The 14,818-nt window shown below is 48.4% G+C and carries 13 protein-coding genes; 1 reads left to right on the top strand and 12 read right to left on the bottom strand.

Annotation, left to right across the window (positions count from 1 at the left end; genetic code table 11):
- Positions 1-36: 36 nt before the first annotated feature.
- Positions 37-285, bottom strand: coding sequence for a hypothetical protein (locus tag BBD42_RS24660; protein WP_099520301.1), 249 nt, complete (start codon positions 283-285; stop codon positions 37-39).
- 96 nt (positions 286-381) lie between these two features.
- Positions 382-1,356, bottom strand: a complete 975-nt coding sequence (locus tag BBD42_RS24655) for a ring-cleaving dioxygenase (RefSeq protein ID WP_099520300.1) — start codon at positions 1,354-1,356, stop codon at positions 382-384.
- A 557-nt stretch (positions 1,357-1,913) separates the two neighbouring features.
- Between BBD42_RS24655 and BBD42_RS24650 the strand changes: the two genes are divergently transcribed.
- Positions 1,914-3,893, top strand: coding sequence for a methyl-accepting chemotaxis protein (locus BBD42_RS24650; protein ID WP_099520299.1), 1,980 nt, complete (start codon positions 1,914-1,916; stop codon positions 3,891-3,893).
- Positions 3,894-4,459: 566 nt separating this feature from the next.
- Here BBD42_RS24650 and BBD42_RS24645 read toward each other — a convergent pair.
- The 10 genes from BBD42_RS24645 to BBD42_RS24600 all read right to left on the bottom strand — a co-directional run bounded on the left by BBD42_RS24645 (position 4,460) and on the right by BBD42_RS24600 (position 14,808).
- Positions 4,460-6,142 (bottom strand): thiamine pyrophosphate-binding protein, encoded by a 1,683-nt coding sequence (locus BBD42_RS24645; RefSeq protein WP_099520298.1) that lies wholly within the window; start codon positions 6,140-6,142, stop codon positions 4,460-4,462.
- Complete coding sequence (locus BBD42_RS24640) at positions 6,142-7,908, bottom strand: sensor histidine kinase (protein ID WP_172455615.1); 1,767 nt, start codon at positions 7,906-7,908, stop codon at positions 6,142-6,144. Before BBD42_RS24640 ends, BBD42_RS24645 begins: the two co-directional genes overlap by 1 nt.
- Before the next feature lie 60 nt (positions 7,909-7,968).
- On the bottom strand, positions 7,969-8,859 hold the full coding sequence (locus tag BBD42_RS24635) for a GGDEF domain-containing response regulator (protein ID WP_099520296.1): 891 nt from the start codon (positions 8,857-8,859) through the stop codon (positions 7,969-7,971).
- A gap of 29 nt (positions 8,860-8,888) precedes the next feature.
- On the bottom strand, positions 8,889-9,515 hold the full coding sequence (locus BBD42_RS32370; RefSeq protein WP_237163218.1) for an HD-GYP domain-containing protein: 627 nt from the start codon (positions 9,513-9,515) through the stop codon (positions 8,889-8,891).
- A gap of 729 nt (positions 9,516-10,244) precedes the next feature.
- Positions 10,245-10,538, bottom strand: coding sequence for a DUF3817 domain-containing protein (locus BBD42_RS24625; protein ID WP_099520294.1), 294 nt, complete (start codon positions 10,536-10,538; stop codon positions 10,245-10,247).
- A gap of 96 nt (positions 10,539-10,634) precedes the next feature.
- On the bottom strand, positions 10,635-11,312 hold the full coding sequence (locus BBD42_RS24620; protein WP_099520293.1) for a DUF4166 domain-containing protein: 678 nt from the start codon (positions 11,310-11,312) through the stop codon (positions 10,635-10,637).
- Positions 11,313-11,328: 16 nt separating this feature from the next.
- Positions 11,329-12,267, bottom strand: coding sequence for a DoxX-like family protein (locus BBD42_RS24615; protein ID WP_099520292.1), 939 nt, complete (start codon positions 12,265-12,267; stop codon positions 11,329-11,331).
- Positions 12,257-12,712, bottom strand: coding sequence for a thiol-disulfide oxidoreductase DCC family protein (locus BBD42_RS24610; RefSeq protein ID WP_099520291.1), 456 nt, complete (start codon positions 12,710-12,712; stop codon positions 12,257-12,259). The genes BBD42_RS24615 and BBD42_RS24610 overlap by 11 nt, the downstream gene beginning before the upstream one ends.
- A gap of 120 nt (positions 12,713-12,832) precedes the next feature.
- Entirely contained in the window at positions 12,833-13,477 is a 645-nt protein-coding gene (locus BBD42_RS24605; RefSeq protein WP_099520290.1) for a response regulator transcription factor, read from the bottom strand.
- Positions 13,474-14,808 (bottom strand): sensor histidine kinase, encoded by a 1,335-nt coding sequence (locus BBD42_RS24600; protein ID WP_099520289.1) that lies wholly within the window; start codon positions 14,806-14,808, stop codon positions 13,474-13,476. The genes BBD42_RS24605 and BBD42_RS24600 overlap by 4 nt, the downstream gene beginning before the upstream one ends.
- Between the last annotated feature and the right edge of the window lie 10 nt (positions 14,809-14,818).

Below are 14,818 nucleotides of genomic sequence, written 5' to 3'. Positions count from 1 at the left end.
AATGGGTTGCGTGTTTATTAGCTTTTGGGCAAGTATTTACCTATTTTCTTGTTCTAATTCCTTAATCGCCGTATATACAGCCTGCCTAATCTCTTCCGGCTGATTGAACAAATCTTCTGGAAACTGCACAGAGGCAATGCTTCCCGCCTTAACGACAATGTCATGGAGCTGCAATTCAAATTTAAAGCCATCAACGAAATCTATACCATCACGGTCGCGATAACAGTACATCCCGGACACATCTTCATCTTCAATGACCAATACAGCATCTTCTGTCAGCTTCAATGCCATTCCCCCATTCTAATCGCTTTATACAATAGTATAAAAGAACTTGGAGAACAATGACAATTCAGCAAGCCTCATTTCGTTAGGCCTTATGCCTTATGACTTTAGCGTCGTATCAATCGGTTTCAACCGTGCTTCGATTGCTTCACGGCGCGGTTCCAGAAACGGAGGAAGCGCCAGCGATTCGCCAAGCGTCTCGAAAGGCTCGTCAGTAACGAAGCCTGGACCGTCTGTAGCTAATTCGAACAAAATGCCATTCGGCTCGCGGAAATATAACGAACGGAAGTAGTAGCGTTCTACAAAGCCGGAGTTTTGCAAGCCCGCCTTATTAAGCACGTCGATCCACGCCAGTAGTTCTTCCTTATCTTCTACACGGAAAGCGACATGGTGAACGCCGCCTTTGCCAAGGCCAGCAACCGACAAATCGCTGCGCGGCTCTACCTGTACCTCAGAGCCAGAGCCTCCCTCATGAGCCTGCATAATAATAATATCTTCCTGCCCTTCCACGAGCGCAGGAACGCGGCTTGTTTCTTCAAAGCCCAGCAGCTTAAGGGCGGCAACGGTTGAATCAGGCTTGCGGACGGTCAGCTTTACAGGACCAAGACCGGTAATTCCGTATTCTACCGGCACAGGGCTGCGATCCCAAGGCGTTCCGGCCGCAACACCGCTATTCGTTTCATCCGAGACAAGAGCAAGCTGCTGCCCTTCTGGATCTTCAAAAAAGATGACGCTGCGTCCGGCAAATGGCGTAATATCCGAATGTTTAACCTCATGCTGGTCAAAACGCTGGAGCCAATATTCCAGTGCCTTGTCGCTCGCCACCCGCAGCGACGTACCGGAGATGCTGCTTACGCCAGGACGATTGCTTCCAATGCCGGGGAAGTCAAAAAACGTCAATTCTGTCCCCGGATTGCCTCTCTCATCGCCATAAAAGAGATGGTAAGCCGAAGTGTCATCCTGATTTACCGTCTTCTTAATCAGTCTCATGCCAAGCACTTGCGTGTAGAAGCTATAGTTTAAGGATACGCTCCCTGTCATGGCAGATAGATGGTGGATTCCTTTTACGTTCATCCTAAACACCCTTTCGAGTTATATTGTAACTTTATATTTGTAAGTATATAACCTTTCAGTTAGAAAAGCAAGTCTTCCCCTGTGCCCCAGCCTGCTTGCTAATAAACACGCCAAAAAGCCGGAGCAGCAAGTTCGCATGCTCCGGCTTTCCGTCCTCCTTATGCATTTTGCATTCAGGACTTTCCCGATTTGTTCGCCAGCCCGATGATCATGATGACAAGCACGAGTAATTGAATGAGTAGCTCAGCGCTCATTTTCATACCTCCATTGCTGTTCAAAATGCTCCTTCGTTCCGGCTTCTCCTCTGCAAGTGACTTGAAACTTCGCTCCCACTTTATATGTATGCGGCAGCTTTGCCCAATATGTCCCTGCTAATTGCCAGCAGAAGCGCTAGCCGATTAAAAAATGGAACATATATTCTTTTCTACAGTTCATTCGTAAAATTTTAGTAAAAATCAATCCACACGCGCAATTAGCCTCAAAATAACAAAATGGTTTGACGATATAGTCCTTAAGTAACAGTTTCACTATCTTATTAATTCTATAGGGGTGATTGAATGAAACTCAAAATGAAATTAATGTTGATGTTTGTGCTAACGGTTATATTTGCTGCCACCCCATTAGTCGCAGCTGGGCTTTATCACATTGAGAAGCAATCTGCCCGCGGGGTAGATGCCCGGCTCGAAGGAACGATGGCTTCCGCTGCCAACCAACTTGACAGCTGGCTGAGCAGCAATGCAAAGGTAGTGGAAACGCTCGGTTTTGTCATTCAGGAAGGTATTCCGGAAGGCGAGCTTACTGAAAATTATTTTTCAATTATGAATCTTGGCACGAATAAAGAAAACATGTCCGACTTTTACTTTGGCTACGAATCTGACGGTACATTCATGAATGGCTCCGATTGGTCGCCGGATGCAGACTATGATCCTCGCCAGCGTCCATGGTATATGGAGGCAAAGCAAGCGAATAAGCTCATCTTTTCCGATCCGTACCAGGATATGATGTCCAAACAATACGCCGTATCGATTGCCATGCCGGTAAACGGCAAAAACGGCGGCATCCAAGGCATCGTTGCAGGCGATCTCCTGCTTTCGACCATTACGGAAACGGTAAGCAAAATTAATTTGGATGGTCTGGGCTATGCGTTTTTGCTGGATAAGAAGGGCATGATTTTAGCTCATCCTGATGAACAGCAAGTAAATACGTCCGCAGCGGAAAATGCTGCGCTGAAGCCGCTCCTTGCAGGCATGCAAGCTAATGCAATTGGCCAGCAGTCCTTCAGCCTTGAAGGTGAACCGTATTTGCTTTACTACAACCAAATACCTAGCACCGGCTGGATTGTAGGCTCAGTCATCTCCGAAAAGCTTGCTTTTGCCAATTATTTCAAGCTCCGTAATCAATATATTGTTATCATTTCAGCTACCTTGCTTATCGTCATGGCCGCTTCTTACTTTATAGCTACGCGCTTCTCCAAACCGCTGCATAGGCTGAGGATAATATCTCACCAAATGTCGGAAGGCGATTTTACCGGGAGAGTGACTTTAAAAGGCAAGGATGAATTTGCTGAGCTGGGCATAGCCTTTAATCTCATGTCAGATAAATTAAGCGCCCTGCTCCAGCAGGTTGCCGAATCAGCTGGCCGGGTTCACAGCGTCTCTGTTGAAATGGAGGAACATACGAACAACACGCAGCGGATATCTCAGCAAATCGCGTTGGCAACGGAAGAGCTGGCGAAAGGCTCAAGCTCGCAGGCCGATTCCGTCTATGCAGGCTCCGAGCGGCTGTCTGAAATGAGCGAATCTGCCCGCAGCATCAGCCACAGTGTGGAACAATCCGTTGCGATGATAAATGAAGCAGGAAGCGCAATGAGTGCTGGCTTGCAGGCTGTGGATGATCAGGTGAAGCTTGCAGCAGACAACCGCAAGTCGATTGATCGCGTTGGCAAGTCTATCGCCCTGCTTGTAGATAAATCGCAAAAAATCGAAGTTATTGTCGGGGTTATTCGCGGCATTGCCTCCCAAACGAATTTACTTGCCTTAAATGCGGCTATTGAAGCAGCGCGGGCTGGCGAGAACGGTCGAGGGTTTGCAGTCGTGGCAGACGAGGTCAGGAAGCTTGCTGAGCAGTCTACTGGCTCCGCTGGCGACATCATTGTGCTGCTGGATGAAATCCAGGCAGCTAGCCGTCAGAGCGTAAGCGAGGTATCCCATGCCGAAGGTTATGTGGAGCAGCAAGTAGCAGCGGTATATGAGACGCGGGATTCGTTCGAGCGAATTCAACAATCCATTGACGGTATTGGCAGCCAAATTCGAGCCGTCTCCGTCTCGACGGCGGAGTTGGACGATAATGCCGGCAAAATTTCGGAGGTTATTGCCAGTGTAGCTGCCATGTCGCAGCAAAGCGCAGCTTCGACGGAAGAAGTGGCTTCCTCGACGCAGGAGCAGTTTGAATTTATTTCGAGCATTTCTGAGCGATCAAATGAGCTGACCCAGCATGCCCATGCACTCTTTGAAGAAGTGAATAAGTTTAAAATTTAACTAGGGCGTGCAAGCAAACTTAAGCAAGCGAGATCGTGACCAAATTTAGCGTCAGACGTATGTATGGCCTCTACTAGTGAATATACCCTAAACAAAGATAGAACAAAGATAGATTTGGCGGACACAGCAGCTGCTATTTCAACAGAATCGCGAGTTAGGCACAGGCTGCGGACTCAGGAGCCACTATTGTGCTGTAAATGACCATTTTGACGGGATAATGAGGGGGATAACGGCTTTCCTGTCCGCTTACAGCCTGAAACCGGGCCAAAATCCAGAATAGTGGAACCTCAGTCCGCCAAAAAAAAGGGAGCGACCCCGAGCAGCTGTGTGCTCTAAGCAATCGTGTTTTCAGTAACAATCGCATGTTTCGGTTCTCAAGTCTAATTCTTGAGTCACCAGATTGAGTTTGGCATCGGTTCTCCAGCAGCGAATAAGCTTTGAGCAAGGAATTGCAGGCTGACTCCGGTTTGAATGCACACCCTAGTCCGCAATAAAAAACGCTAAGCCTCTATCTTTCGATGGCTTAGCGTTTTTATTTTCAGATTGACCATTTTCCTGTTTGAGCCTTAATACGTCGCGCCTTGCAAAAACTTCACTCGTTCGCCCATTGGCGGAATTTCATTGCCATCCACAATAATTTCTACGACGATAGGTCCACTTTTGCCTTCAGCAAACCACTGCTGCACGTGCTCGGCTTGAAGCTGCACCGTGGATTCGACTTGCACATAGCGGATGCCAAGCGACTGTGCGACTGCTGCAATGCTGACGCGCTGCTGCGAGAAATCGCTGAGACAGCGCTCGTATTGCAGCATATGACCATGGTACACCATGCCCAATCGAGCATTGTTAATGACTACGAAAACGATTGGCAAACCGTATTCTTTCGCCGTCATTACTTCAAGGCCATGCATAAAAAAGCAGCCGTCCCCCGTTATGCAAAGCACGGGACGATCAGGCTCTGCAAGCTTCGCGCCCAGCGAGCCCGCTATGCCAGAGCCCATGCCGCCAAAATTAATATTAATATCGAATTGCTGCTGCTCACGAATAAGCAAATTTTGAATCGAATAGGTCATAAATTCGCCGATATCGATGTAAAAGCGGGTCTGTTCTGGAGCGTTTGCCCCAAGCAAACGGATCGCTGTACGTGTATTCCACGTCTCCATTGCCGAAGCATCTGCCGCCGCCTCTAACCGTGCAAGATGCAGCTGCTCCAGCAGCATTTTTCGCTCCGCAGTCAAGCCGCTTCCTGCCTTAGCAAGCCCTGCGCTAAGTTCGCGCAGTACATGCGCAATTTCACCATGCAGCGCAATGTCCGCTGCATAGCAGCGTCCAAGCTCCCGCTCATCATAATCGACATGAATAAGCTGCTTGCCTGCGGTCAGCCGTGCTTCCCAATTGCAGGTTGCAAGCTCGCCGAGGCTTGACCCCAGCACTAATAGAAGCTTATGTCCATCGCTGTTTAGAAATTCAACCGCTTTATCATTGCCCGCCAGTCCGTACACACCAAGCGATTGCGGATGGTTCTCAGGGAACGCTCCTTTGCCCCGCGGCGTCGTGGCGACCATCCAGCCTGTCCGCTCCGCAAATGCGAGCACTTCCGCCGGGGCGCTTTTCGCCCCATGTCCGAGCAAGATTGCTCCTCGCTCGCCAACTTGCAGCACAGCTTGCAAGGCCGCATCGATGAGCACTTTATTTACAGGTACCATCTGCTCCTGTATCAATGGCAGCTCAGGCAGCTCCATTTCGCCTATATCAGCCATTTGCAGGTCGATAGGGATTGACAGGTGCACCGGTCCCGGAACCCCGCTAATCGCCGTCCAGTAGGCCTCGGCAATAGCTGCCGGCAGCTCCTCCGCATTCATTACCATCCGGCTGAGCTTTGTGACAGGCGAAAAAATCGGATCAGCTCCGAGCTCCTGCGCGCCCCCTTTGCCAAGCTTCGGCGATGGTACCGAGCCAGTGATGAAGATAACGGGCAGCTTCTCTTTCCATGCGTTAGCGGCTGGAGTCACCAAATTAGTCGCTCCCGGGCCGCTGGAGCCCACGCAAACTGCCGGGATGCCGGTGATTCGCGTATAAGCTGCCGCCATATAGCCAGAGCTTGTCTCATGCTTGGCGACTACCGCCTGCAGCTCGGGCAAATCATATAAACAATCGTAAAGGGCATTAATCGAACCTGCAGGAATGCCAAATATATATTTAACCCCCTGCTTGATCAAAAAACGCAGACCCGCTTCGATAGCACGCATTATCTCCGCCCCCTTTTTGGCAGCATAAACGTAAATATGGAGCCTGCTCCTTCATTACTTTCAAACCAGATTTGACCGCCATGCAGTTCGATCAGCTGCTTGGAGATAGCAAGCCCCAGCCCCGTGCCATTAATTTGATTGTTAACCTGGTAAAATTTCGTGAAAATATTTTTTTGCTTCTCAAGCGGAATGCCGATGCCATTGTCGCATACTTCCAGCTTCAAATGTTCATCGTCAGAAGAAGCACGGATCGTAATTTGGCCTTGCTGCGGCGTGAATTTCACCGAATTGGACAACAAATTCAGCAATATTTGCAAAATGCGTTCCCGATCGGCCTGAATAATCATGTCGGCCGTCTCTTCGATTTCTATTTCCAGGTTGATTTTCTTCTTATTGACCAGCGACTGGACGATGCGTGCTGCCTCATGAATTAAATCATTAAAATCGACAACCTTGTAGCTGAGCTCAAATTTCCCATTTTCCATCTTGGCAAAATCAAGCAGCTCGTTTACCTGATTTAATAAACGTTCAATGGATCTGCCCGCCGTATCAAGCAAATCATGCTGTGCATCGTTTAATTGACCAAGCAGCCCTTTGCCCAAAATATCGACGGTGCCCTTGATTGCAGTGATTGGCGTTCTCAGTTCATGCGACAGCGTCGCAATGAAATCATTTTTCAGCTCGTTTAAATATTCGAGTTCCTTCACAAGCCCCTCCAGCTTGAAGTTCGCCTGCTGCAGCTCCATCGAGCGCTCGCTTACCGCCTGATCCAAATGCTCGGTATGCAAAGCATTAGACAAAGCCGTTGCCGTTACATCAGCAATGGAATGGCAAAACTCAATTTTGCCTTCCTCATACGCTGTAGGTTTATGAATCGAAGGAATAGCAATAATGCCGAATACGCTGCCCTTGGCAACAAGCGGTATCGCAAGCAAGCTTTTAATACCAAACATTTCGCACGCTTTATGATTAGGGCGCTCGTCCGCAAAAACATCCGGTATGAAAATCGCCTTCTTGTGCATAATGACTTCGTAAAACAGCTTGTCGCTGTCGATATTCAGCTTGATTACATCACGATGCTTCCCGCGCCAGTCCTCCTCCTTCACATTCAGAGAAGAGAGATGGAAAGGCTCGACTGTCCGATCCTTCTCATTGAACAGATGAATGGCAACATCATCGGAGCCGCTGGCACGCTGCATATAATAAAAGCAGGTTTTCAAAACTTCGCGCACGGACAGCGATTTGGACAGCGACTTCGTTGCATCAAGCAGCAATTGCTGCTTCTCCAGCAGCTCCTGCGACTGCTCGAACATTTGCAAATTGCGGATCGCCACGCTGGCCATATTGACGAACGCTTCCGTTACGTCCATTTGCTCCTGCGTTAAATTCATAGGCTTGCCAAAGTCATGAACGAACACAAGGCCGAATATTTTATCATCGACAATAACCGGAATCCCGAGAATCGACTTGATGCTCAGCAGATTTTTTTTCGTATCGTCAATGCGATTGTCTTTGCTCGTATCGGGAATGTAGCCAATCGTGCGATTCTCCATAATATCGTGAACGAAAGCGTCCTTCAATGGATCAATGATAAGCTCTGTTATATCGACAGGCATTTTATTTCCTTTGTAGCCCTTGTACGTCCCATCCGGCTGCTTGAGAAAAAAGCCAACAAGGTCGGCCTGGGTAATCTCACTCGCTATTGCATCAACAAACACTTGTAAAATTTCGGACTGCTCATATTGCGAGTTAATAATCTTGGTCATATGAAAAAGCTTCTTGAAGCTCTTTAATTCCATCACTTCACATCATCCATTCATCGTAGATTACTTCACCGTTATTTGGTGCCTGCCGCCTCGTTTTGAGCCTAACAATGCAGAGTCCGCTTGCGATATCATCTGATGAAGGGTATTGCAGTCTAAGCTGTGAGACACTCCGATGCTAACGGAAACTTGAATCTGCTTTTGAGAAGGATGGCCGACCTGTATTTGATCAACAGCCGCAATAATGGCTTCCGCCGCCGCGAGCGCTGCTCCGCTATCCTGTAATATAACGAGAAACTCGTCTCCCCCATAGCGGAAAGTCACATGCACATAAGGAGACAGCACCTGGTACAGGATGTTTCCAATGTCGCGAAGCGTCTGGTCGCCGATCATATGGCCGAAGGTGTCGTTAATCGTTTTAAAATTATCCATGTCAATCATCAGAACGGACTCATAATGCTTATCTCCGTCTTTAATTTGCTGAGCGACCACTTCCAAATATGTACGATTGTAAAGCCCCGTTAGTGCGTCCACATAAGCCAGCTCTGCAAGCTGCTCATTATCCTTCTTCAAATTGAACAGCTTCATTTTTTGCTGCAAGGCAATCGACACCTTCATCTCCAGCAAATCGAGATCATAAGGCTTGGTTAAATAATCGAATGCGCCAAGCTGAAGGCCTTCCAGCATCGCCTTCTTCTGCACATTGGCAGACAAAAAAATGATCGGCACATCAAAATCATCTTTGTCCAGCCAGCGTTTATAAACCTCAAATCCCGACAAATCCGGCATCATAACATCCAGTAAAATCAAGTCCGGCGCAACAGCGTCAATCATTTCCACCGCCTGCCTGCCGTTCTCGGCTACATAAATGTCATAATTCAGCGATGTCAAGAAAACACGGAGTATATGGATGTTGTGAGGCTCATCGTCGACAATAAAAATCCTCTTGCGCATATATGTCCCCAACCTTCTTCACTATAAAATCACTCATCCCAAACCAATCTGTCCATAATCATATGATCATCAAGCATTTGCAGAAATGCCTGCACGAGCAGCCCGTCAAACTGCTTGCCTACGTTGATTTCCAGCTGCCTGCGAACCTCGAAAACAGGCAGGGAGTGCCTGTACACTCTTGTGGAAGTCATGGCGTCAAAGGCGTCTGCCAGGCTGACAATCCGCACAAGCAAAGGAATATCATCCCCGCTGAGTCCGTCCGGATAGCCACTGCCATCAATACGCTCATGATGCCATCGTACGACAGGCAATATTTTCTGAACATCAGGCAAATCCTTGAGCAGTTCGTAACCGATTGCAGGATGCTGTTTGATGACCGAAAATTCTTCATCCGTCAGTCGATCAGGCTTGAGCAGTATCGAATCCGGTATGGCAATTTTCCCAATGTCATGCAGCAGTGCCGAGATTTTGAGCTGCTCCAGCTGCTCAGCATCAACCCCTACTTTGGCGCCTAACAAAGAAGCGTAGAAGGCCACATTATAACAGTGATTAAGCGTAAAGCCATCCTTCATCCGCAATGTGTTGACCAAATTCTCGTAGGATTGCTGCTTCAACACCTGTTTGCGAAAATAAATTTTCTCGATTAACTGTTCCATTTGCATTGTAACCATCTGGCAGATATGAAGCTGCTCGTCTGTCAACTGAACTGGGGAACGGAAGCACAATAAAATTGCGCCATAGACAGAACGGTTTAGGTGAAAGGTATATAGCGATTGGAAAGTTGTCATGGACAGGAGTTTAATCGCAGGTTTGGCGCTGCTCATCGTTATACAGAGGTGCATGCCCGAGGACATGTCTGAAAATAAATCGGTGTCTATCGCCATTTGCTGCAGCAGCTTCAGATCCGTTTGATTGATTTTGAAAGAATATGGTATAAGCTTATTTCGCCCATTATCGTGCGGCAGCAATAAACAAATATGCTGGCAACCGATCAATGTCTCCAGGTATTGCCCTAACAACCCAATAGAATCCAAGATCGAATCAGAGTTTATCACACTTTTGAAAAATACTGAATTTTGCATTCATTTACCTCGGATTCTTATTCGTCATGTCTCAAATACTGGTTAAGTAAGTTTCCACACGATTTGGCGAAATCCTCTTCTTTTGGATGGATTTCCAAAAAATACTTCTTCGTTCTCTATTGGGAGTTGGATGAATCATAGAAATAACATAGCATATCTCGGTTTAATCGTACTAGTGCTTAAGACACCGTTTTTCAAAAAAATTTTACTGAAAGTGCACGGAATATAAGAAAAAGTCTGGCTCCCCGAGTACGGGGCACCAGACTGCATGTACAATTGAGACATTTATCGCATTTACCTCTATTAACGCAGCTTGCGATCCAGTAGAAATGGGCCAAATGGTACAAAGGCAGCAACAACTGCCAAAAAAGAATGAAAGAAGGATAATTGCTTAACGAAAAAAGCGTTGGCAATGCCGATTAGATAAATGACAAACAGCCAGCCATGCAGCATCCCTGTAATGGCAACCGCTTCGTCAATGCCTGCACCGTACTTTAGCGGCATGGCAATAAAGAGCAGCACCAAGAACGAAATCCCTTCCGTAATGCCGAACAGGCGCAGCCGGCCGATCGCTGTTTTCATCGTATGGGTTGACATCTGTGTTACCTCCTGGCGAAATGATCTTCAAGCACATCCTAATCATACCAGCAAGGCGGGAGAAATACGCATTCATACTTTGAACAAGTTGTGAATCTACTCCCTGCGCTCCTCGCGCAGAGGCTTCGCATCAAGCGGAATCGGCTGCTTGCCGGTATCGATGAAATAAGCCTGAAAGGAACCCGTATAACGAAAAATCGTACCCAGCAGCGGATTGTCCACCTGCACCGAAATTCGAAATTTCTTCTGCTCATCATCATACCACTCCGTTACATTGGCTTCGCCAGTAAACAGGCGCGGAAAACGAAACTGCAGATATCGCTCATAGAAGCGCTGCTCGCCTGAACGGATGCGAATGCCTCCTCCCGGTACGGCAGAAATATCGAGGTCTACTGCGAGATGCTGTTTCGTTCCTAAATAATCGACAATTTTATTGCTTTTTCGACTATAAATCATCGTAGCGTCGAATCTTCGTATTTTTTGTGGAAATTTAAACGTTCTATTCCATGTTACCGTTTCCCGGCCGAATCGGTCGGCATAGGCATAATTCCCAATCGTGAACGGAATTTGTCTGCCTCCCTGCGGAAACATAATATGGCGCGAGCTGCCAATATAAAGCGGGATGGCTACCCGCTTGCTGTACCAAATTTCCTCCATGACGCCTTCGCCAATCGAAGCTATGCCTTCCGTGCTGCTGAAGCCGAACCGCTCTTGAATGCGGGGATGCAGCTTTGCAAAATCCGCTCCTAATACTTGCTCATAAATCGAACCCATCGTTAATGTCCCCCTTCTAGTATTTAGCTTTCGCCTTAGGTTTGCGTAAACAGCGCGACGCATTGGGCAGATCCTTGCATGTCCGCCACGCCACAAAGCATAGGCCAATCATCGGAATCGTTATGGTTGCCGGATTATAGGAGGCTTGCAGCAGTTCTGGATTGTTCGCCAGAGCAACGGCCGGCAAGAGCAGAAGCAGGACTAGCTGCAAGCTATACAGGATCGGGAAACGATGAAATATAACGAAAATAATGGCCAGCGCCGCTTCCCCGAGCCCAAGAAGGACGAGTGCCTGCTGCTCCCAGCCTGAAAATAGCCCCGAGGCTTGTATCTGTGCAAGCTCTCCCGTCTCCGGGTAAAGCAGCTTGGGCACAATGCCCTGATAAAGCCACAAGACAGCGAGCAGCGCCAGGCTTGCGTAATGAATGAATGCGCGCTGAATCGTTGCCACAGGCGGAATGTGCTGCTCCAGCCATATTTTGAGCACATCGAAGCTCCATGCGGTTGCCCAGCCGAATAACGGGCGAAATAGAAGGCGATCAAACACTTTACCGGCAGCTCCAAAGCGCGTTTGATAATCGTAGCGGGTGAGAAAAATGACGTCGTCTCCTTGCTCGGTATACTGCCAGTAGCCTCTTCCCTTGCTAATCAGCGACAGCTTCTGCTCCGAGCTGAAGGAAAGGGTAGACAGGCGGGACTGAATTTCTTCTTTTTCTATCCACCTTGCCCGAGTCGCTCCTGTGCCCGCTATCGCAAGTCCAAAGCCGATGCGTGTTTGATATTGAAATTTCTGCATTTCTTCTTCCGTATGGCGGGGCAAATATAAAATTTTTGTAAAGCGCATATCCCACTGTACATGCTTGCTCGGAATTTGCGTGTAGTTCCAAAGCGTATCCAAATCGGTATGAATGGTCGTTTCGACATAGATCGACTTATCTCTTCGCTTACTTGACATAGGGAGCTGCCTCCTCTTTTTCTTCTATTAAAAGGGATCGCTGATTGGCGTTTGGAAGCAAGCAATGCTCCACTTCTCCAAACCAACCATAGCGCTTAGCCGCAATCCAATCATAAACAACGTTTCTCAGTAAAGCAGGAAGGATGATTAGGCCATATAACAGCGGCCAAAGACCGTTTAATTGCCGCAAGACGCGCAGTGCTGCTTCCGATTTTGTGTAGCAGCAGCCATCCTCAATCATGACGAAGGTATCCAAGTCGCTCGGAGGCAGCAAATATGCTTCCAGCACATATTGCCCTGCTGGCGATTGCAGCGCAGCGAAGCGAAAGCACGCTTCCGGATCATGGGCAATAACGAACTGCGAGATTTTGCTGCACAGCTGGCATTGTCCGTCAACGAGCAGCAGCGCTCGTCCTGGTTGTTTTTTTGTAGGCGCCTGCATCATGCCCCCTCCGTTCTTCCTTCATTGTAGTAGTAAAGACGAAGTTTGCTTAGTGCTAACTTTTGTAGCGGGCATACGAAAAAGGGTACTACAAATCGTAGTACCCTCCCCTCGCTTATGCGGTTATTCTTTGTATTCCTCCATGCCAGCGGTCAGCCCTTTGCGCCGTACCTTCTCCACCGCTTCCTTGCGGCTGCGGACGCCAAGCTTCTTAAGCATTTTGTTCACTTGATTTTTCAGCGTGCTCTCCGCCTTATACAGCTTCTGCTCGATTTGCGTCTGCGTATAGCCCTGCTCAATCAGCTCGAATACTTCCCGCTCGGCAGACGTTAAATCCTTCAATTGCTCCTCGCGCTTTAACCTGGCCAATTCCTTAAGCAGCGCCTCCATCGGTGCAGGATGATGATAAGCGCTGCGAATCGCTTCCGGCAGCTGGCGAAAATTTGTTTTTTCAATATAATTAATCGCTCCAGCCGTGAACGCCTGGGTCATCACTTCCTCCTCGCTCATTGAGGTTAGCATGATGATTTTGGCGGCGTGGATGCGATGCATTTCTACAGCCGTATAGATGCCATTTTGCTGATGGTCAGCTAATTGAATATCAAGCAATGCGACATCAAACGACAAGGTTCGAGCCAGGCTGAGCGCTTCTTCCGCCGTAGAAGCAGCTCCTACTATGAGCAAATCCGCTTCCTTGTTCAAGAAGAGCGTCATCGCCTTCACCCAATCGGGATCATCCTCCACAAGCAGCACCCGTATATGGCTCATCGAATTCCCTCCTTGATTTCCATCACTTTGCGGGCAGGAACATGCAGCAGCACTTCTGTTCCTTCATTAAGAATGCTGGACAGCTCGATCGTCCATCCGCTTTGATGCACGACATTATACACATAAGCGAGCCCCAGTCCAAAGTTGCGGCTGCGGTTTTTCGTACTATAAAAAGGCTCCAGCGCTTGCTTCAGCTGTTCCTCATTCATTCCAGTACCTGTGTCGCTCACGAGCAGTCGCACCGCCTTTTTGTGCGAGCTCAGCGTCACGTTTATTTCTCCAGCTATTCCTTCGGGAATCGCTTCAATCGCATTTTGCACCAGATTATTTATGGCTTCCAGCAGGTGAAGCGGATCACACAGCACGGTTGGCCTGCATAACGAATGCAGCTTGAGCCGAATGGGCCTTCCTTCCACCTGCTGCTGCTGCAAGCAGCGCTCGACCAGCTCATCCAAACGGACAGGCTGCTCGCGCAGCACAATGCTTCTGGTCTGGCTGTGAATGCTCGTCACCATCGCAAGCATATGGCTTGAAGCCGTTTCAATGATGCGCAGCTGCTCCGCTGCCTCAGGCGATTGGGTCGACAGCTCGCTTTTTAAATTTTCTGTGCTGATCGCGATTTTCCCGATTTCGTTCTTAATCGTATGGTTAAGTATCGTCGTCCCGGAACTGACCGCCTTGCGAGTGCTTTCCCACTGATCGCGTTCAAACCGCAGCTTTACGCCAAGCACGCCATAAGCAAATGTGCACAACACAGCTACAGCAAGCGAATAAAAGATGAAGAGCGAAATGTAACGGAAATAATCGAATGCGGGCGAAATGACGTTCGCTACATTAATAAGAACAAGCACCGCCAGCAGCGTCGGCACCATAATAAGGGCAATTATAAAGCGATTCCGCTTCCGGCGGCTATTTTCCTCGCTCCATAACGAGACAAGCAGCAGATAGCAGGAGGCTAAATAATAAGGAGCTGTCCAGGCTAGCAATATAGGGTAATCCAGCTCCAGCTTTGGAGTAATCGGCGTGAACAGCAGCATGCCGACTACGGGAAGCAGCAGCAGTCCTTTAAGCAGCAGGCGCACCTTCTCGTTCGCCACCTTATCGGAATAAACGATGCTGAATACCAGTACGCCGTAAGGCGTGAAGGTGTGATTCAGCATTTGAACGAAATGCGCTAACGTATTCAACTCTGCTGCGGCAAGCGTATCTGCCAGCCCGCCTATGGACGCAAATCCGAGAAAAAAAGCGGCCCAGCGATTCGACTCGCTCCTCGGATTTGTCAGCAGCAGCAGTAAAGCAGCGGCAAGCAGCGCTGCAAAATAATAAAGCATACGGTATCCT

It is taken from the genome of Paenibacillus sp. BIHB 4019, from assembly GCF_002741035.1.
Taxonomy (GTDB): Bacteria; Bacillota; Bacilli; order Paenibacillales; family Paenibacillaceae; genus Pristimantibacillus.
This window is presented reverse-complemented; position numbering and strand designations above follow the sequence as displayed.

Coding starts and splice junctions, on each gene's coding strand:
- BBD42_RS24655 (WP_099520300.1), bottom strand. CDS start 1,356: ATGAACGTAAAAGGAATCCACCATCTATCTGCCATGACAGGGAGCGTA.
- BBD42_RS24650 (WP_099520299.1), top strand. CDS start 1,914: ATGAAACTCAAAATGAAATTAATGTTGATGTTTGTGCTAACGGTTATA.
- BBD42_RS24645 (WP_099520298.1), bottom strand. CDS start 6,142: ATGCGTGCTATCGAAGCGGGTCTGCGTTTTTTGATCAAGCAGGGGGTT.
- BBD42_RS24640 (WP_172455615.1), bottom strand. CDS start 7,908: ATGACCAAGATTATTAACTCGCAATATGAGCAGTCCGAAATTTTACAA.
- BBD42_RS24635 (WP_099520296.1), bottom strand. CDS start 8,859: ATGCGCAAGAGGATTTTTATTGTCGACGATGAGCCTCACAACATCCAT.
- BBD42_RS32370 (WP_237163218.1), bottom strand. CDS start 9,515: ATGGAACAGTTAATCGAGAAAATTTATTTTCGCAAACAGGTGTTGAAG.
- BBD42_RS24625 (WP_099520294.1), bottom strand. CDS start 10,538: ATGTCAACCCATACGATGAAAACAGCGATCGGCCGGCTGCGCCTGTTC.
- BBD42_RS24620 (WP_099520293.1), bottom strand. CDS start 11,312: ATGGGTTCGATTTATGAGCAAGTATTAGGAGCGGATTTTGCAAAGCTG.
- BBD42_RS24615 (WP_099520292.1), bottom strand. CDS start 12,267: ATGTCAAGTAAGCGAAGAGATAAGTCGATCTATGTCGAAACGACCATT.
- BBD42_RS24610 (WP_099520291.1), bottom strand. CDS start 12,712: ATGATGCAGGCGCCTACAAAAAAACAACCAGGACGAGCGCTGCTGCTC.
- BBD42_RS24605 (WP_099520290.1), bottom strand. CDS start 13,477: ATGAGCCATATACGGGTGCTGCTTGTGGAGGATGATCCCGATTGGGTG.
- BBD42_RS24600 (WP_099520289.1), bottom strand. CDS start 14,808: ATGCTTTATTATTTTGCAGCGCTGCTTGCCGCTGCTTTACTGCTGCTG.